This window comes from gamma proteobacterium symbiont of Axiagastus rosmarus (assembly GCF_059730925.1).
On sequence record NZ_AP035925.1, the window covers coordinates 2,485,897 to 2,504,903 of the forward strand.

At 58.3% G+C, this 19,007-nt stretch carries 18 protein-coding genes; 2 read left to right on the forward strand and 16 right to left on the reverse strand.

The features are described 5' to 3' along the window. Position 1 precedes the first annotated feature (1 nt). The 8 genes from fabF to yceD all read right to left on the reverse strand — a co-directional run bounded on the left by fabF (position 2) and on the right by yceD (position 6,141). Positions 2-1,243, reverse strand: a complete 1,242-nt coding sequence (gene fabF, locus AC6I8F_RS11655) for a beta-ketoacyl-ACP synthase II (protein ID WP_498028045.1) — start codon at positions 1,241-1,243, stop codon at positions 2-4. Between the two features lie 85 nt (positions 1,244-1,328). Next, on the reverse strand, positions 1,329-1,565 hold the full coding sequence (gene acpP / locus AC6I8F_RS11660; protein WP_010617251.1) for an acyl carrier protein: 237 nt from the start codon (positions 1,563-1,565) through the stop codon (positions 1,329-1,331). 153 nt (positions 1,566-1,718) lie between these two features. Further along, the gene (fabG, locus tag AC6I8F_RS11665) at positions 1,719-2,453 is read right to left on the reverse strand and encodes a 3-oxoacyl-ACP reductase FabG (RefSeq protein ID WP_021506405.1); all 735 of its coding nucleotides are present in this window, start codon (positions 2,451-2,453) and stop codon (positions 1,719-1,721) included. Between the two features lie 10 nt (positions 2,454-2,463). Continuing rightward, positions 2,464-3,396, reverse strand: coding sequence for an ACP S-malonyltransferase (gene fabD, locus AC6I8F_RS11670; RefSeq protein WP_058775428.1), 933 nt, complete (start codon positions 3,394-3,396; stop codon positions 2,464-2,466). Positions 3,397-3,412: 16 nt separating this feature from the next. After that, positions 3,413-4,366 carry a beta-ketoacyl-ACP synthase III gene (locus tag AC6I8F_RS11675; RefSeq protein ID WP_021506407.1) on the reverse strand — a complete coding sequence of 318 codons (954 nt, stop codon included), beginning with the start codon at positions 4,364-4,366 and terminating at the stop codon, positions 3,413-3,415. Next, the gene (plsX, locus tag AC6I8F_RS11680; protein ID WP_058759470.1) at positions 4,367-5,407 is read right to left on the reverse strand and encodes a phosphate acyltransferase PlsX; all 1,041 of its coding nucleotides are present in this window, start codon (positions 5,405-5,407) and stop codon (positions 4,367-4,369) included. A 27-nt stretch (positions 5,408-5,434) separates the two neighbouring features. Continuing rightward, a complete protein-coding gene (gene rpmF / locus AC6I8F_RS11685) occupies positions 5,435-5,605 on the reverse strand; it encodes a 50S ribosomal protein L32 (protein ID WP_016192161.1) in 171 nt (56 codons plus the stop codon). 14 nt (positions 5,606-5,619) lie between these two features. Beyond that, on the reverse strand, positions 5,620-6,141 hold the full coding sequence (yceD, locus tag AC6I8F_RS11690) for a 23S rRNA accumulation protein YceD (RefSeq protein WP_058759469.1): 522 nt from the start codon (positions 6,139-6,141) through the stop codon (positions 5,620-5,622). Positions 6,142-6,284: 143 nt separating this feature from the next. On the opposite strand from yceD, the gene AC6I8F_RS11695 reads away from it, so the two are divergent. After that, entirely contained in the window at positions 6,285-6,866 is a 582-nt protein-coding gene (locus tag AC6I8F_RS11695) for a Maf family protein (protein ID WP_498028800.1), read from the forward strand. 10 nt (positions 6,867-6,876) lie between these two features. Here AC6I8F_RS11695 and rluC read toward each other — a convergent pair whose 3' ends face one another. After that, complete coding sequence (gene rluC, locus AC6I8F_RS11700) at positions 6,877-7,836, reverse strand: 23S rRNA pseudouridine(955/2504/2580) synthase RluC (RefSeq protein ID WP_021506411.1); 960 nt, start codon at positions 7,834-7,836, stop codon at positions 6,877-6,879. 573 nt (positions 7,837-8,409) lie between these two features. Between rluC and rne the strand changes: the two genes are divergently transcribed. Then, the gene (gene rne, locus AC6I8F_RS11705) at positions 8,410-11,685 is read left to right on the forward strand and encodes a ribonuclease E (protein ID WP_498028046.1); all 3,276 of its coding nucleotides are present in this window, start codon (positions 8,410-8,412) and stop codon (positions 11,683-11,685) included. Positions 11,686-11,867: 182 nt separating this feature from the next. Here rne and flgL read toward each other — a convergent pair whose 3' ends face one another. From flgL to AC6I8F_RS11740, 7 genes are all read right to left on the reverse strand, one after another. Further along, complete coding sequence (gene flgL, locus AC6I8F_RS11710; protein ID WP_059010446.1) at positions 11,868-12,833, reverse strand: flagellar hook-associated protein FlgL; 966 nt, start codon at positions 12,831-12,833, stop codon at positions 11,868-11,870. A 17-nt stretch (positions 12,834-12,850) separates the two neighbouring features. Next, positions 12,851-14,494 carry a flagellar hook-associated protein FlgK gene (gene flgK / locus AC6I8F_RS11715; protein WP_021506414.1) on the reverse strand — a complete coding sequence of 548 codons (1,644 nt, stop codon included), beginning with the start codon at positions 14,492-14,494 and terminating at the stop codon, positions 12,851-12,853. A gap of 116 nt (positions 14,495-14,610) precedes the next feature. Next, positions 14,611-15,552, reverse strand: a complete 942-nt coding sequence (gene flgJ / locus AC6I8F_RS11720) for a flagellar assembly peptidoglycan hydrolase FlgJ (protein ID WP_021506415.1) — start codon at positions 15,550-15,552, stop codon at positions 14,611-14,613. Then, entirely contained in the window at positions 15,552-16,601 is a 1,050-nt protein-coding gene (locus AC6I8F_RS11725) for a flagellar basal body P-ring protein FlgI (RefSeq protein ID WP_230201060.1), read from the reverse strand. Before AC6I8F_RS11725 ends, flgJ begins: the two co-directional genes overlap by 1 nt. Positions 16,602-16,670: 69 nt before the next feature. Further along, entirely contained in the window at positions 16,671-17,381 is a 711-nt protein-coding gene (locus AC6I8F_RS11730) for a flagellar basal body L-ring protein FlgH (protein ID WP_498028047.1), read from the reverse strand. 62 nt (positions 17,382-17,443) lie between these two features. Then, positions 17,444-18,226, reverse strand: a complete 783-nt coding sequence (gene flgG, locus AC6I8F_RS11735) for a flagellar basal-body rod protein FlgG (protein WP_021506418.1) — start codon at positions 18,224-18,226, stop codon at positions 17,444-17,446. Between the two features lie 17 nt (positions 18,227-18,243). Further along, the gene (locus AC6I8F_RS11740; protein ID WP_058759464.1) at positions 18,244-19,002 is read right to left on the reverse strand and encodes a flagellar basal body rod protein FlgF; all 759 of its coding nucleotides are present in this window, start codon (positions 19,000-19,002) and stop codon (positions 18,244-18,246) included. Between the last annotated feature and the right edge of the window lie 5 nt (positions 19,003-19,007).

Below are 19,007 nucleotides of genomic sequence, written 5' to 3' on the forward strand. Positions count from 1 at the left end.
CTTAAACCTTGCGGAAGATCAGCGAGCCGTTGGTGCCGCCGAAACCGAAGGAGTTACACAGCGTGTACTCCAGTCCGCTGACCTGGCGCGCCGTGTGCGGCACGAAATCCAGATCGCAACCTTCGTCAGGATTGTCGAGGTTGATGGTCGGCGGAACCGCCTGGTAGCGCAGCGCCAGAATCGAATAAATCGCTTCTACCGCGCCCGCTGCACCCAGCAGGTGACCGGTCATCGATTTGGTCGAGCTGACCATTACGCTGTGCGCGGCCGCACCAAACACCGACTTCACCGCCTGCGCTTCGGCTTTGTCACCGGCCGGCGTTGAGGTGCCGTGCGCGTTAACATAGCCAATCTGCGCCGGGTCCAGCTGCGCATCACGCAGCGCGTTGACCATCGCTGCGGCTGCACCTGAACCGTCTTCCGGTGGAGATGTCATGTGGTAAGCGTCGCTGCTCATGCCGAAACCGACGATTTCCGCATAAATCTTCGCACCGCGTTTCTTCGCGTGTTCGTACTCTTCCAGCACCACGATACCGGCACCGTCGCCCAGCACGAAACCGTCACGATCTTTATCCCACGGACGGCTTGCCGCCTGCGGATTGTCGTTACGGGTAGAGAGCGCACGCGCCGCGCCGAAACCGCCCACGCCCAGTGGCGTACTGGCTTTTTCAGCACCGCCGGCCAGCATCACATCCGCGTCGTTGTACGCGATGATACGGGCAGCGTGACCAATATTGTGCACGCCAGACGTACAGGCGGTCGCAATCGAGATGCTCGGGCCTTTCAGGCCGTACATAATGGTCAGGTGGCCAGCGACCATGTTAACGATGGTTGAAGGCACAAAGAATGGGCTGATTTTGCGCGGACCGCCATTGACCAGCGAGGTATGGTTATCTTCGATCAAACCCAGACCGCCGATGCCGGAACCGATAGCCGCACCGATGCGTCCGGCATTCTCGTCGGTTACGACCAGACCGGAGTCCGCCATAGCCTGAATACCGGCCACAATGCCGTACTGGATGAAGTCATCCATCTTGCGTTGATCTTTGCGCGAGATGTATTCATCGCAGTTAAAATCTTTCACCAGACCCGCAAAACGCGTTGCGTAGGCACTGGTATCAAAATGGTCGATCAGGTTAATGCCGCTCTGACCGGCAAGGAGAGCACGCCAGGTAGACTCTACGGTATTGCCGACAGGAGACAACATGCCAAGACCGGTCACAACTACACGACGCTTAGACACGTTCGTCCTCCAGGGAGGGAAATAATGACGCTATGTGGGGCAAACATAAAACTCAGGCGGTCGAATGACCGCCTGAAGATATTCATTAACCTTTATGGTTATTGATATAGTCGATCGCTGCCTGAACGGTAGTGATTTTCTCAGCTTCTTCGTCTGGAATTTCAGTATCAAACTCTTCTTCCAGAGCCATTACCAGCTCAACGGTGTCAAGAGAATCTGCACCCAGGTCTTCAACGAAAGAAGCGCCGTTAACCACTTCGTCTTCTTTAACGCCCAGCTGCTCAGCTACGATTTTCTTAACGCGTTGTTCGATATCGCTCATACTATTTAATTTCCTATCAAAACTCGCTTTCGCGATGGTTTTCGTAGTGTATAAAATGTTGAAAAAGATGCAACAAAATCCCGGCTGGTCGAACCACGATTTTGCGTTATTCTGCGGTGTTTACCGCAGATAATGCAAATGATTTCGTGATTATCAGACCATGTACATGCCGCCATTGACGTGCAGCGTCTCACCCGTGATGTAGGCGGCTTCGTCAGAGGCTAAGAATGCAACAGCATTGGCAATCTCCTGCGGGTCGCCTAAACGACCTGCCGGCACTTCTGCCAGAATGCCCGAGCGCTGATCTTCGTTCAGTGCACGCGTCATGTCCGTCTCAATAAAGCCCGGAGCCACGACGTTTACGGTAATGCCACGTGACGCAACTTCTCGCGCCAGTGATTTGCTAAAGCCAATCAAACCTGCTTTTGCTGCCGCATAGTTTGCCTGACCCGCGTTACCCATGGTTCCAACTACCGAACCGATGGTAATGATACGGCCCACGCGCTTTTTCATCATGGCACGCATGACCGCCTTCGACAGGCGGAACACCGATGTCAGGTTGGTATCGAGGATATCCGCCCACTCATCGTCCTTCATGCGCATCAGCAGATTGTCACGCGTAATGCCTGCATTATTGACCAAAATGTCAACTTCGCCAAATTCGGCGCGAACTTTCTCGAGCACGCTCTCAATAGAGGCCGCATCGGTCACGTTCAGCAGCAGACCTTTGCCCTTGTCGCCGAGGTAAGCACTGATGGCTTCCGCGCCGCTTTCGCTGGTGGCAGTACCCACCACTTTTGCACCGCGTGCCGCCAGCGTTTCCGCGATGGCACGTCCGATACCGCGGCTGGCGCCGGTCACCAGCGCTACTTTACCTTCAAAGCTCATGATTTTCCTCTTATTCCTGGCCAGGCGCCGCAGCCAGTGACGACGGATCGTTCACCGCTGCAGCCGTCAGGCTGTCCACAATTCGTTTGGTCAGGCCGGTCAGCACTTTACCCGGGCCGATTTCCAGCAGTACGGTCACGCCCTGCGCAGCGATAAACTCAACCGCTTCAGTCCAGCGTACCGGGCTGTAAAGCTGACGCACCAGCGCGCTGCGGATTGCTGCAGCGTCGCTTTCGCATTTAACGTCAACGTTATTCACCACCGGCACCGAAGGTGCATTGAAGGTCACGCTTTCCAGCGCCACCGCCAGCTTATCAGCGGCCGGCTTCATCAGCGCACAGTGCGACGGCACGCTGACCGGCAACGGCAGCGCGCGTTTGGCGCCTGCGGCTTTACAGGCGGCACCGGCACGTTCTACCGCTTCTTTATTGCCGGCGATCACCACCTGGCCCGGCGAGTTGAAGTTGACCGGCGAAACCACCTGGCCCTGCGCGCTCTCTTCACAGGCTTTGCGAATTGCCGCGTCGTCGAGACCGATAATCGCCTGCATGGCACCCGTGCCTTCCGGCACCGCTTCCTGCATCAGTTTGCCGCGCAGTTCAACCAGCTTGATGGCGTCAGCAAAATTCAGTACGCCCGCACACACCAGCGCAGAGTATTCACCGAGGCTGTGTCCGGCCATCAGCGCGGGCTGCGCGCCATTTTTGCTCTGCCAGACGCGATAAATCGCGACCGAGGCTGCCAGCAGCGCCGGCTGGGTCTGCCAGGTTTTGTTCAGCTCTTCAGCCGGGCCCTGCTGGACCAGCTGCCATAAGTCGTAACCCAGGGCGTCAGAAGCTTCACGGAAAGTGGCTTCAACCTGTGGATTTTCCGCTGCCAGATCGGCCAGCATGCCGACGGTCTGCGATCCCTGTCCCGGGAAAACAAAAGCAATTTGCGTCATCTTGCGTTCCTGTCAATCAAAAGCGAACCAGCGCCGAGCCCCAGGTGAAACCGCCACCAAAGGCCTCGAGCAAAATCAGGTGTCCGGGCTTGATGCGGCCATCACGTACCGCTTCGTCCAGCGCGCTTGGCACCGACGCTGCCGAGGTGTTGCCGTGTCGATCCAGCGTCACCACCACTTTATCCATGCCCATGCCGAGCTTTTTGGCGGTGGCGCTGATGATGCGCAGGTTGGCCTGATGCGGCACCAGCCAGTCAAGCTGTTCACGATCGAGATTATTCGCCTGCAGCGTTTCATCGACGATATGCGCCAGCTCAGTGACCGCGACCTTAAACACTTCGTTGCCGGCCATGGTGAGGTAAGCCGGCTCATCCTGATGCGCGCGATCCTGGTACGGCAGCGTCAGCAGCTTACCGTAGCGGCCATCGGCATGCAGATGCGTGGAGAGAATGCCCGCTTCTTCGCTTGCGCCGAGCACCACGGCACCCGCGCCATCACCAAACAGGATGATGGTGCCGCGATCGTCAGGATCGAGGGTGCGAGCCAGCACATCCGCGCCGATCACCAGCGCGTGCTTCACCGCACCGTTTTTGATGTATTGATCGGCCACGCTCAGTGCATAGGTAAAACCGGCACAGGCTGCGGCGAGATCGAAGGCGGCGCAGTCGTTGATTTCCAGCATCTGCTGAATCATGCACGCTGAGCTCGGGAAGGCGTGGCTGGACGAGGTGGTTGCCACGATGATCAGGCCAACGTCGCTGGCTGCCACGCCCGCCATCTCCAGCGCACGCTGGGCAGCGGTGAAGCCCATGCTGGCTACCGTTTCATCCGGTGCCGCAATGCGACGTTCACGAATACCGGTCCGGGTGACAATCCACTCGTCCGAAGTCTCCACCATTTTTTCCAGGTCCGCGTTGCTGCGAACCTGCTCAGGCAAATAGCTGCCCGTACCGATAATTTTGGTAAACATCTACGCTTTGTCACTCCTGGCTAATACAGCGTCAAGGCGCGCGGCAATTCTCTCGGGAACTTGCTTGCGCACCGCCTGCTCTGCCTGTTCTATCGCCACGGCAAACGCGCGTTGATTCGCCGCGCCGTGGCTCTTGATCACTGTCCCGCGCAATCCTAACAGACAAGCGCCATTGTACTGGTCGGGGTTGAGATGACCGAAACGTTTAGCCAGACGCTTTTGGATCCAGCGTCCCAGCCATTTCAGCCACCAGGCCCGTTTTTTTCCTTCACCTGACGATTTGAGCAGAGAAAGAAACATTCTTACCACGCCTTCCATGGTCTTCAACGTGACATTACCCACGAAGCCATCACAGACCAGCACATCCGTCTTGCCGGTGAGGAGATCGTTCCCCTCAAGGTAACCAATATAGTTGATCTGCGGCGAGGCCCGCAGCACCGCCGATGCGGCGCGGATCGTCTCCAGCCCCTTCGTCTCTTCCTGACCGATGTTGAGCAGCGCGACGCGCGGCTGGCTGATTTCCAGCACTTCTTCCGCCATCACCGCACCCATCACTGCAAACTGCACCAGCATTTCACTGTCGGAATCGACGTTAGCGCCCAGATCCAGCACCACCGTCTTGCCGTGCTGCTGATGCGGCAGCACGGTCATCAACGCCGGACGCTCAATGCCATCCAGCGGCTTCAGTAATAATTTTGCCAGGCCCATCAGCGCACCGGTATTGCCGGCACTGACGCACGCCTGCGCTTTCCCCTCTTTTACCAGCTCTAACGCCACGCGCATGGAGCTGCCGCGGCTGTTACGAATCGCCTGCGAGGGTTTGGCATCACTTGCAATAACCGATTCGGCAGGGATTACCTGCACACGCCCCAGTAACGAGGAATCCGCTTTGGCAAGAAATGACGAGATGATGTCGGGATCGCCGACCAGAAGAAGAACCAGCTGCGAATGAGAGGCCAGTGCCTGCAAGGCTGCAGGCACTGTCACGCAGGGACCGAAGTCCCCGCCCATGGCATCAACTGCCAGGGTCAAACGTGTCAAGGTATCGCCTTGCGTAACCGCAAAGAATTACTTGGTGATAACCTTGCGACCGCGGTAGTAACCATCCGCAGTGATATGGTGACGCAGATGAGTTTCACCAGAAACTTTATCTACTGACAGAGTGGTAGTGGTCAGCGCATCGTGCGAACGACGCATACCACGCTTAGAACGGGTTGGTTTATTCTGTTGTACGGCCATGGACCTTACTCCTATTACTTACGCTTTAAACTGGCTAATACGGCAAATGGGTTTGGTTTTTCCGCCTCTTCAGGCAGCTGGCCAAAGACCATGTCCGCGTCGGACACTTCACAGTGTTCAGAATCATGCACCGGAACGACCGGCAGCGCGAGGATGAGTTCATCTTCGATCACCGCCAGCAGGTCGATTTCACCGAAATCGTTGACATCGACCGGCTCGTAGGCTTCCGGCAGTGCCTCGGCCTGCTCATCAGAAGAGACAGGACTGAAGCAATAGCTTACGTGCACAGCATGCGGGAACGGTTGGTTGCAGCGTTGACATAACAACGTTACCTGCACATCGGCTGTTCCTTGCAGAACCGCGAGGCGCTGGTTGTCAACCGCAAACGACATGGCACATTCCACATCACTGTCCACACTCACGACCGTTTCGGCCAGGCGCGCCACCAATTCAGGTGCGTAAACACCGTGATAATCCAGGCGTTTTTGCGCGGCGCGGACCGGATCGAGCGTCAGGGGTAATTTTACCTTTTGCATAGGGCGCGCATATTAACTTTGTAACGTCATAGAGTCAAAGAAAAAGGCCGGTTTACAGCATCTTTCACCCGTTAGTCGCATCCAGTGCGGCGCATAGTTTAAAATGCCTGTCATCTTTACGCTATCACTTCTGCAAAAAAATGATGACACCGCTGGTTTTAGCCTCAACCTCTCCGTTCCGTCAGGCGCTGCTGCGCAAGCTCGGCCTGCCGTTTATCACTGCCGCCCCTGAAAGCGATGAAACGCCGCTGCCGGGAGAAGCCGCGCCGCAGCTGGTGCAGCGTCTGGCCATGGCCAAAGCGCAGGCGCTGGCCGCGCGCTATCCTGCGCACTGGATCATTGGGTCCGATCAGGTCTGTGTACTGGACGGCCGCATCGCCGGCAAGCCGCATACCGCAGAGAACGCCTGCCAGCAGCTGGCGCTGGCGAGCGGCAAAGCCATTACCTTTTATACCGGCCTGGCGCTGATTCACCCCGCCAGCGCGCAGCAGCATGTGTTGTGTGAACCCTTTACCGTGCATTTTCGGCAACTGAGCGCGGCAGAGATTGCGCGCTACGTCGAGCTGGAGCAGCCGCTGCAGTGCGCCGGCAGTTTCAAAAGTGAGGGACTGGGGATTTGTCTGTTCGAACGGCTGGAGGGGCGCGATCCCAATAGCCTGATTGGCTTACCGCTGATCGCGCTGAATGGCCTGTTAAGGCAGGCGGGCATCAATCCGCTGGGCTGATGCCACGCTCTCAGGCTTTTTTCTGCTGGCGCAGCTGGGACAGGCAGTGCTTCAGAGCCTTATCCAGCGGCGCTTCCATACGCAGGCTTTCGCCGGTGTTGGGATGGGTAAACGTCAGCGCGGCAGCATGCAGGAACAGCCGCGCCAGACCGGTTGGTGCCAGCTGGCGATCGAATTCGCGATCGCCATAGCGATCGTCAAAGGCAATCGGGTGCCCGCCATGCAGGGTATGCACGCGAATCTGATGCGTACGTCCGGTCACTGGACTGGCTTTAACTAATGTCGCCAGGCCAAAACGTTCTTCAACTTTAAAGCGCGTTTCTGACGGCTTGCCCTCCGCGCTGACCCGCACCACGCGCTCGCCGCTTTGCAGAATGTTTTTCAGCAGCGGTGCCTGCACCACTTTCAGATGCGATGGCCAGTCGCCGCGCACCAGCGCCAGATAATCCTTCTGCATGCCCTTCTCACGCAGCTGCTCGTGCAGCGAACGCAGCGCCGAGCGCTTCTTCGCCACCAGCAAAATGCCAGACGTGTCACGATCGAGACGGTGCACCAGTTCAAGGAAACGCGCCTCCGGGCGCAGCGCGCGCAGCCCTTCAATCACGCCGAAGCTCAGCCCGCTGCCGCCGTGCACCGCGGTGCCGGACGGTTTGTTCAGCACCAGCAGATAATCGTCTTCATACAGAATGCACGACTCCAGCGCCGCTACTTTATCCAGTTTGGGCGACACTGCCTGCTCTTCACGCTCGGCCACGCGCACCGGCGGCACGCGCACTTCGTCGCCGTCTTCCAGCTTATATTCAGGTTTTACGCGCTTCTTATTCACCCGCACCTCGCCTTTACGCAGGATGCGGTAAATCATGCTTTTCGGCACCCCTTTCAGCTGGGTGCGCAAAAAGTTATCAATACGTTGACCGGCATTTTCAGCCGTGATGGCGACAAACTGTACGCCGGGATTCTCTGTTTTCATGGCGGCGATTCTAAATAGTGTCCCCGGATAGCGCCACCCCTTTTTCTGTGCTTAACTCTGACTTTATCGCCGCGTTACGCGGCCAGAATGCTGGCTTTTTCAACGATGCGATGATTACCCCTGCAAATGAACAGGTTAAGGATGAACAAACTTCACAGCTCGGTAAAAGTCGCCTTGCTATAAGTTGCTAAGCAATGGAATAATGCAGAGGTTTCTGTCCTGGAAAGAGTCAGGCAGGAAAAAGAGCGAAATTAAGGTATTTTGCCGGATGAAACGGACACGCAGCAATGGCGTAAGACGTGATGTTTAATCAGGCACTTAGCGGGCTGCGGGTTGCGGCCTGGACGACAGACTGGGATGTGTGGATTTTTGAATACTCTGTAGCACTTCCACCTTCAGGCGCTGGTTTTCCTTATGAAAAACAGGCCACCGACAAGATTTGCGCCCCTTTAGCCGCCGACAACCGTGAGGTTGACGTCAGTGCATGCAGACACGGGGCCATCGGTTGATTCTCGTCCAGGGTAACGATGCCCGCAGCTTTATCACTCATGTGAGAATAACGAGTAAGTCACGATGAAAAGAATGTTAATCAACGCAACTCAGCAGGAGGAGTTGCGCGTTGCCCTTGTTGACGGACAACGTCTGTACGATCTGGATATCGAAAGCCCCGGACACGAGCAGAAAAAAGCCAACATCTACAAAGGTAAAATCACCCGTATTGAACCCAGCCTCGAAGCTGCGTTTGTTGATTACGGTGCCGAGCGTCACGGTTTCCTCCCTCTGAAAGAAATTTCCCGCGAATACTTCCCTGCTAATTACAACGCGCATGGCCGTCCGAACATCAAAGATGTGCTGCGTGAAGGCCAGGAAGTGATCGTACAAATCGATAAAGAGGAGCGCGGTAATAAAGGGGCAGCACTGACCACCTTTATTTCGCTGGCCGGTAGCTATCTGGTGCTGATGCCCAACAACCCGCGCGCCGGCGGCATTTCCCGCCGTATCGAAGGTGATGACCGTACCGAGCTGAAAGAGGCGCTGTCAGCGCTGGAGCTGCCGGACGGCATGGGCCTGATCGTGCGTACCGCTGGCGTCGGCAAATCTGCCGAATCGCTGCAGTGGGACCTCAGCTTCCGTCTGAAGCACTGGGAAGCCATCAAAAAAGCCGCAGACAGCCGCCCGGCACCGTTCCTGATTCATCAGGAAAGTAACGTGATTGTGCGCGCCTTCCGCGACTACCTGCGTCAGGATATCGGCGAAATCCTTATCGATAACCCGAAAGTGCTGGAGCTGGCGCGTCAGCACATCGCCGCGCTCGGTCGTCCGGACTTCAGCAGCAAAATCAAACTGTACACCGGTGAAATTCCGCTGTTCAGCCATTACCAGATCGAATCGCAGATTGAATCGGCGTTCCAGCGCGAAGTGCGTCTGCCGTCCGGCGGTTCTATCGTTATCGACAGCACCGAAGCGCTGACCGCCATCGATATCAACTCCGCCCGCGCTACACGCGGTGGCGATATCGAAGAGACCGCCTTCAACACCAACCTGGAAGCCGCCGACGAGATTGCCCGTCAGCTGCGTCTGCGCGACCTCGGTGGTCTGATTGTTATCGACTTCATCGATATGACGCCGGTGCGCCATCAGCGCGCCGTGGAAAACCGTTTGCGTGAAGCGGTACGTCAGGATCGGGCGCGTATCCAGATCAGCCACATTTCACGCTTTGGTCTGCTGGAGATGTCGCGTCAGCGCCTCAGCCCGTCACTGGGTGAGTCCAGCCATCACGTCTGCCCGCGCTGTAGCGGTACCGGCACCATTCGTGATAACGAATCGCTGTCGCTGTCGATCCTGCGTCTGATTGAAGAAGAAGCGCTGAAAGACAACACCAAAGAAGTGCACGCCATTGTGCCGGTTCAGGTGGCCTCTTACCTGCTGAACGAAAAACGTGAAGCGGTCAGTGCGATTGAGAAACGTCAGGGCGGCGTGCGTGCCATCATCGTGCCAAACGATCAGATGGAAACGCCGCACTACTCGGTGCTGCGCGTGCGCAAAGGTGAAGAGACGCAAACCCTCTCCTATCACCTGCCGAAACTGCATGAAGCTGAGATGGCGCTGCCTTCGGAAGAAGAGCACGCTGAGCGTCGTCGTCCGGAGCAGCCTGCACTGGCCGCCTTCGTGATGCCGGATGCACCACCGGCTCCGGTTGAAGTGAGTGAAGAGAGCCAGCCGGCAGCGGTTGACGTCAAAGCCAAACCGGCGGTCGCAGCACCCGCGACGGTCAGCACCGGTTTTGTTGCGCGCCTGCTGGGTGGCCTGAAAAAACTGTTTGCTGGTGATGCCCCCGCCGCGGCCCCTGCTGAAGAGAAGACCGAAGCGAAAACGGCTGACGGTGAGAATACGCAGCAGCGTGGTGAGCGTCGTAACAACCGTCGCAACAACAATCGCCGCGAGCGCACGCCGCGTAACGGTGAGCATGCGCAGAACCGTGAAGGCCGTGAGCCACGTGAAGCGCGCGAGCCGCGTGAACCCCGTGAGCCTCGTGAAGCCCGCGAGCCACGCGATCAGGATAACCGCCGTAACAAGCGTCAGAATGACGCGCGTGGCGAGCGTCCGGCGCTGACTGAAGAGCAACTGCAGCAGCGTGATGAGCAGCAGCAACAGCGTCGCGAACAGCGTGCTGAGCGTCAGCGTCGTCGTCAGGAAGAGAAGCGTGCGCAGCAGGAACCGCAAGTTGCTGAGCAGGTGCCTGTTGTTGATAGCGTTGATGACAGCGTTGCGCAGGAAGACGAACGCGTTCAGGTTATGCCGCGTCGCAAACAGCGCCAGCTCAGTCAGCGCGTGCGCGTAGATGACAACGCTGACGCGATCCCTGCTGAGCTGCCTGCCGCTGCCGTTACTGAAGCGGTGCAGGAAAACAGCCAGCGCGCCCAGCTGAAAGAGCAAGCTGAAACCGCTCAGGATGAGCAGGATGACAGCGAGAACCGTGACGGGGCCAACATGCCGCGCCGTTCACGTCGCTCACCGCGTCATCTGCGCGTCAGCGGTCAGCGTCGTCGTCGCTATCGTGACGAGCGTTACCCTACGCAGTCTGCGATGCCGCTGGAAACAGCAGCTGCCTCACCAGAGATGGCGTCAGGCAAAGTGTGGATCACCTATCCGGTCACGCAGACTCACGAGCACTTCACTTCTAACCAGGCGCTGAACGAAATGCCAGACTATGGCTATCAGGATGCCGCCCCGGCGGAAGAACTGCCTGTGGCTGTCGAAGCCGCAGCCGTGGCACAGCCAGAAACGCCAGCGCCAGAAGTGGTGCATCAGGCTGAACCGCAGGCGCACACTGAGGTGCCGGTGGTGAATACTGATGACCTGACGCCAGTGGCGGCACCGGTTGATCACCAGCCAGCAGTGATTTCCGCAGCCGATGAAGCAGTTGCACAGGAAACCGCAGCAGAAGCGCAACCGGCTGTTACGCCTGCCGAAGAGACGCCGCCAGTGGTTACCGAAGCGGTTAGCGCAGCGGAACAGGCTCCGATCGAGGTGTCACCCGCGGTTGAAGCGCAGGTAGAAGAAGTGCTGTCCGCGCCGGTAGCGGCCGAAGCACCAGTCGCGCCGGTCACCGAACCGCACGCACCGGTTGCCGCCCGTGATACCGGGGTCAGCAATGCTGAGACCCGCTTTAAGCATCACGCTACGGCGCCGATGACCAAAGCACCGGCACCGGCATGGGAACCTGAGCCCGTGCGTCACAGTGACTGGGTCCGTCCGGCCTTCAACTTCGAAGGACGCGGTTCAGCCGGTGGTCACAGCGCCACGCATCAGGCTACCGCACCGGCTACCCGTCCGGAAAGCGCGTAAGTCTCTGCTGTAGAGCGCTACCGTCTCCAAACCCCGGCTGGTCCGGGGTTTTTTATTGCCCGCATTCTCCCCTCCCCACCTGACTGAACACCCTGATTACAAGCCAAAAAAAATCCCACGGCCCTCGCAGGCAGTGGGAAAAACTAAGCGTACCCGGTTTAAGTACGCTCAAACAGTCAGGTTTATTTATTCATCTGGAACAGCGACATCTTCGACATATCGCTAAAGGTGGTGTACGACGCCTGCAGCAGCTGCTGCTGCATGGTGTAGGTGGAAATGGCTTCGGTGTAATCGACGTTAACCAGCGTGCTCATCTGATCTTTCAGCGTCACCTTGCGGTCGTCACCTTTTGCATCCAGCGTATCCAGTTCGTCCAGCTGGGTACCAATCTCAGAACGCACCGCCAGCACGTTGTTCAGCGAGTTGCTGAAGCCACGGTTGGCTTTGTCCATTGCCGCGCTGAAGGTCTGTTTAGTGGCATCGTCAGCGTCATTCTGCGGCACTTTCAGCGCCGCAATGGCGTCATCCAGCATATCGAACAGGTTAGTCTGGCTGGCGCTGCCATCCGGCTCCGGCTTGGCGTTGCTGGTCAGCTGGTCAAAAATTGAATTACCGGTATGACCCACCGTCATGGTGCGTTCGCTGTCGACTTTCTGGGTGATCGCGTCGCTGCCACCGCTATAGATGATTTTACCGCTGGCATCTTCGGTGAACGGCGGCTTGTCGGACGCATAGCCGGCAAACAGGTAGCGGCCGTTCCCGTCTTTGCTGTTGGCCAGGTTGAGCAGCTGCGAGCGAATGCCCTCCAGCTGGGTAGCATAAGAGGCGCGGTCATCGTCACTCAGCGAGCCGTTACCGGCGCTGATCAGCGTGGATTGCGCCGACTGAATCGCCGTCGTGACATCACTCAGCGTGCTCTCTTCCAGCGACAGTCCCTGATTCGCGAACGAACGCGCCAGCGCGAACTGGCTGTCGCGCGCCTGCGTCTGCGACAGCACCACGGCGCGCGAAGCGGCGATCGGATCGTCAGACGGATTGGTCACGCGGCGACCGGTTGACAGTTGTTCACCCGCTTTCAGCCAGGAGGATTGCGCGTCAGTGACGCCGCGCACCTGCTGGTCGAAAATCATATTGGTACTGAGTCTCATCGGTCAGGCCTCCCGTATTAACCGCGAATGCTCATCAGAGCATCGAAAATGGTATTGGCGGTTTGCAGTACCTGCGCGTTCGCCATGTAAAATTGCTGATATTTGCTCAGGTTGGCGTACTCTTCGTCGAGGTTTACGCCAGAAACCGACTGCTGACGTTCGGTCAGCTGCGTCACCACGCCCTTCTGGGTGGTGGCGGCGGTTTCGAGGTTTTTGGTTTTGTTGCCGACGGTGCTCACCAGGCTGGCATAACCCTGCGCCAGCGTGGCGTTACCGTTAATCAGTTTGGCATCCTGCAGGTCAAGCAGCTTTTGCGCGTTACGGTTATCGCTGGCGCCACCCGCAGCCGAAGCTGCCGCGATCTGCGATTCACTGGTGATAGCCACTGACATGCCGCTAATCACATCCTGCACCGGTTTGACCAGGAAGCTGTCTTTGGCGTTAGCCGTTCCATTTACCGTTAATGACAGTCCGTCAAAGCTCATGGTGGTATTGCCGGCACCGTCACTGCCCATGGTCGGCGTCACTTTCACGTTGTCGGAAAGACGCGTCACTGACCAGTTGCTGCCGTCATAGCTCACGCTGTAGTTAGAGGCTTTCATCGCCCCGGTGTCGGTCCAGCTGGCACTGACGGTAGCGGCAGAGGTGTTTTTGCTGTTGGTCACCACTGTCGGGCTACCAATATTGAAGAAGTTGATGCCGGTGTTGCCTTTGCTGTCATAGCCCTGGCTGTGCACCTGGTTGAAGCTGGTGGTGAATGCCGCTGCCAGCTGCCCGAGCTGGTTCTGCGCGTTATCCAGATCCTGGGTACGGAACGCCAGCAGGCCCCCGAGCGAACCGGTGGTCAGCGTTTTTTCCGGGATCTCAACGTTACCGGCCTGCTTATCGACATAGCCCACGGTAATGCGCGACGCATCGCTGCTGGAAGGCATGGCGATCAGCGAGGTGGTTTTGCTGCCGTTGACCAGCGTGGTGTTGCCCATCGAGACGATGTAGTTACCGTCCTGCTGCGAAACGTTCACGCCGACCAGGCCATTCAGGTTATTGACCAGCTGATCGCGCTGATCGAGCAGATCGTTAGGCGCAGAGCCGCCGCCGGTGGTCAGCTTGGCGATCTGCGTATTGAGATCGGCAATCTGGCTGGAGTAGGTGTTGATCTGCTCGACGCTGGCTTTAATGTCCGTATTGACGCTGTTTTGCATGCTGGTCAGATACTGTGCGGTGGTCTGGAACTGGTTTACCAGTCCCTGCGCATAGCTGAGCATAGACTGACGCGCAGAAGGATCGTCCGCGTTACTCACCACGTTCTGCACGTTAGTGAAAAAGCTCTGAATCGAGTCAGACAGGCTGGTGGTCGACGTCGACAGCAGATCATCAATATTCGAAATCTGGTTGTACTGTGAATTGACCGCGCTGTAGTTGGCGCTGTTACCGCGCAACTGGGCGGTAATAAACTCATCGTATTCACGCTGCACGCCGGTCACATTGACGCCGTTGCCATAATAGTTGCTGCCCTGCAGCGTACTGTTGGCCTGCGACAGCAAAATCGTCTGGCGCGAATAACCGGCCACGGTGTAATTACTGATGTTGTTACTGGTGGTGCTTAATGCGGCCTGTGCGGCGCTCAGCCCGCTCATCGCGGAGTTAATTATGCTGGACATCTCGGTTCCTTTTTCCCGTTAACCGGGCTGGCAGTCATCAGTGCGATTGCGCGGGCCACAACGCCCGCGGCATGTGAAGGTTATCGGCGTGCTTAAGCGAAACTTGAGCGGAAAAATCAGAACAGGTCGGTGAAATCCTGGCTGTAAGCCTTAACCACTTTTTCGCCCATGTTTTTGAATTGCTGGATCATTCCTACCAGTTTCTGCGCATATTTCGGGTCAGTCGCGTAGCCAGCCGCCTGCAGCGCGCGCGCACCCTGCTCGGCGCTCGGTGCATTCGCTACTGCCGCATAGCGCGGGTTACTGGAAATCAACCGCACGTAGTCGCTGAGCGCTTCGAAATAGGAGCCATAAACGCGGAAGGTGGCGCGCACTTTCTTCGCTTCACCGCCCTCGTATTCCGTGGTCATGATGTCGGTGGTTTCGCCCTTCCAGTCGCCGCTGGCTTTGATCCCGAACACGTTGTAGCTCGGCTTGCCGTCGCGCGTCAGGATCTGCCGCTGGCCCCAGCCGGACTCCAGTGCCGCCTGCGCCAGAATCAGATGGTGAGGAATGCCGCTCTGCTGGCTGGCTACTTTCGCCGGCTGCGCCAGCTGGGCGATAAACTCATTGCTGTCACCCGGCAGGCTGGCCGGCGAGACCGGCAGACGCGGCACCGCTTTGCGCACCATCTGCTCCAGCTGCGTGGGCGCCATGCTGCTATAGATGAAGCTGTTATCCAGTTTCATCGGCACGGTACCGGCGCTTTCGTCCGGTGCCTGCGCCGGCTGCATCTGTTTGACAATGGTGTCGGCCAGACCCAGCCCGCGCTTGCCGATTTCCTGCGCAATCTGCTGATCGTACAGCGAGGTGTAAAGCCGCGTCTGATCGTTGCTCAGCATGCCATCCTGCGGCAGCGCTTCACGCATGCTCTTCAGCATCATCTGCACGAACATCCCTTCGACCTGCTTCGCCACCTGCAGCGCTTTGCCTTTCGGGTCCACGGCAGCCTGGCGTTTCAGTTCGTTCAGCGAGCGGCTGTCATACGCCGCGTTCATCAGCGATTGCGTATCGGTCATCAGATAATTTCCAGCTTGGCGCGCAGGCAGCCCGCGCTCTCCATCGATTGCAGAATCGACATCAGCTCAATCGGTGTCGCACCCAGCGCATTCAGCGCCCGCACTACGTTGTTCAGGTTGGCACTGGCGTTAACCCGCTGCAGCGCGCCACCGCTCTGACGCAGATCGATCTGCGTTTGCGTGGTGGCAACCGTCTGACCACCGGCAAACGGCGTATCCGGCTGGCTGACGTTCTGCTGCTGGTTAACCGTGACCGACAGGTTGCCCTGCGCCACCGCACAGGTGTTGAGCGTCACTTCGCGATTCATCACCACCGAACCGGTGCGCGAGTTAATGATCACTTTGGCGTCTTCCAGCGGTACCGACACGTCGATGTTCTGGATCTCCGCCAGCAGACGTACCTGCGAGCTGTTATTTGGCGACACGCGGATTTGCACGGTACGGGCGTCCAGTGGCAGCGCTGACCCCACGCCACGGCTGTTGATGGCATCAGCAATGCGCTGCGCCATGGTGAAATCTTCGTTGTTAAGCTGCAGGTTGATGGTGTTCTGGCTGCCGAAGTTGCTCTGCAGCTCGCGCTCCACGGTGGCGCCACCGGTAATGCGGCCGCCGTTGAGCTGGTTAACCTGTACGCTGCTGCCACCGGCCGAGGCGCCCGCCCCGCCGACCAGAATGTTACCCTGCGCCAGCGCGTAAACCTGGTTATCGACGCCCTTCAGCGGCGTCATCAGCAGCGTACCGCCGCGCAAGCTTTTGGCGTTACCCAGTGAGGACACCACCACATCAACCGTCTGTCCCTGACGGGCAAACGACGGCAGCTTGGCGGTGACCATCACCGCCGCCACGTTTTTCAGCTGCATGTTGGTGCCGGCAGGCACGGTGATGCCCAGCTGCGACAGCATGTTACTCACCGTTTGCGTGGTGAACGGCGTCTGGGTGGTCTGGTCACCGGTGCCGTCAAGGCCAACCACCAGACCGTAACCAATCAGCTGGTTATCGCGTACGCCCTGCACGCTGGTGAGATCGCGGATGCGATCGGCCTGCGCCATCAGGCTGCTGATGCCGAGCAACAGGCCCAGGCCCAAACGCAGCAGTGTAGTGTTTTTCATCATGACCTCTTACATCGGCGAGACGTTCAGGAAGAAGCGCTGGAACCAGCCCATGGTCTGCGCCTCATTGATATAACCGTTACCGACGTACTCAATACGTGCATCGGCGACCTGCGTTGACAGCACCGCGTTGCTGGCGCTGATGGTGCGCGGGTTCACTACGCCAGAGAAGCGAATAAATTCGGTGCCCTGGTTGATTTCAATCTGTTTCTCGCCGACCACGCGCAGGTTGCCGTTCGACAGTACCTGGTTAACGGTGACGGTGATGGTGCCGGTAAAGGTGTTGTTGGCGGTTGCGCCACCTTTGCCAGCGAAATCGTTTTTGCCGTTGGCGTCGAGCGCGGCTTTTTCGCCGCCGGCACCCACCAGTCCGGCCAGGCCGGTTGGGACGGCGCTCAGGCCAAAGCTGTTGCTGCCGTCGCGGCTGGCATTGGCTGAAGAGCTTTTGCTGGCGCTGACGTTTTCCTGCAGCGTAATGGTCAGGGTGTCACCAATGTTACGTGGACGACGATCCTCAAACAGCGGCTGATAGCCGTAGTTGAGCGGCGCCACGCCCTGAAAAATGGAACCGTTCACCACCGGCGGTGCGGATGGCGTCGGCTCAGCCGTCGTCGCACCCTGTACCAGTGGCGTGCGCGGCACCAGCGCACAACCGTTAAGGGTCAGTAGCAGCGTGGCTACTAACCAATGCCCAGGCTTGAGAATCACTTGCTTCGCCACGGAGTTCTGACCTTTTTCATGTTCTTAATCGGGCCAGACGCGCTGGCCCAACGATCCCGGCATTACAGCTGGGTTAACTTCTGCAGCATCTGATCGGAGGTGCTGATCGCTTTGCTGTTGATCTCATAAGCGCGCTGCGTCTGAATCATGGTCACCAGCTCTTCCGCCACGTTGACGTTGGAGGTTTCCACGTAACCCTGATACAGCAGACCGGCCCCGTTCTGGCCCGGCGTGCTTTCGGTCGGCGCACCGGAGGCCTGGGTTTCCTGATAGAGGTTTTCCCCGACGCTATCCAGTCCGGCATCGTTCATGAAGGTGCTGAGCGTCAGCTGGCCAACCTGCGCCGGCTGCGTCTGCCCCTGCTGTGTCACCGTCACCACGCCGTCACGCGCAATGGTGATGCTGGTGGCGTTCGCCGGAATAGTGATGCCTGGCTGCACCGGGAAACCGGCGTTGGTCACCAGCTGGCCGTTCTGGTCCACCTGGAACGAGCCGTCGCGGGTATACGCAGACGTACCGTCCGGCATCTGCACCTGGAAATAGCCCTGACCATTAATCGCCACATCTTTTGAGTTGCTGGTTTGCGACAGGTTGCCCTGGTTGTGCAGACGTTCGGTGGTCACCGGACGCACACCGGTACCGATCTGCAGGCCCGACGGCAGCGTCGTCTGTTCTGACGACTGCGCACCCGGCTGACGCAGGGTCTGGTACATCAGGTCTTCGAACACCGCGCGTGAACGCTTAAAGCCGTTGGTGCTGACGTTCGCCAGGTTGTTGGCGATGACGTCCATGTTGGTCTGCTGTGCGTCAAGACCGGTTTTCGCGATCCATAAAGAACGAATCATTGTGTTTTCCTTAAGCCTTAGCTGCTCATATTGAGTAGCTGATTAGCCCGCTGTTCGTTTTCATCGACGTTGGAGATCACTTTCATCTGCATCTCGAAACGTCGGGCGTTGGCGATCATGTCGACCATGGTTTCCACGGGCTTCACGTTGCTGCCCTCCAGCACGCCCGGCATCACCTGCACGGTCGCGTCATTCGGCAGCGCCGCGCCGCGCTGTGCCTGAGTGGCGGCGCTGGGACGGAACATGCCGTCATCACCGCGCGTCAGTTCCTGGCCTGTGGCACGTACCAGCTTCAGCCGTCCAAGCTGCACCGTGGCGTTCGGCGCGTCACCGGCGTTAAGCGCGGTGATGGAGCCGTCGGCGGCAATGGTCAGTTGCGCGCCCTGCGGCACGGCAATCGGACCGCCATCGCCCATCACGGGATTGCCCTGAATGGTCAGCTGGCCGGTCGGGCTGATCTGCATGTTACCGTTGCGGGTATAAGCTTCGCTGCCGTCAGCGGTACGCACCGCCAGCCAGCCATCCTGCTGCACCGCCACATCGAGCGGACGCTCGGTATAATCGAGCGAGCCCTGCGACATATCGGCACCCGGCGTCGAAGCGGCCACCAGCGTACGTGTTGGCAGCGACCAGCCGTTGACCGGCACCGCGCGCAGCGCATTGAGCTGAGCGCGAAAGCCCGGCGTCGAGGCGTTGGCGAGGTTGCTGGCGGTGACAGACTGTTGCTCCATCGTCTGACTGGCCGCGCCCATCGCGGTATATATTGCGTGATCCATAAAGC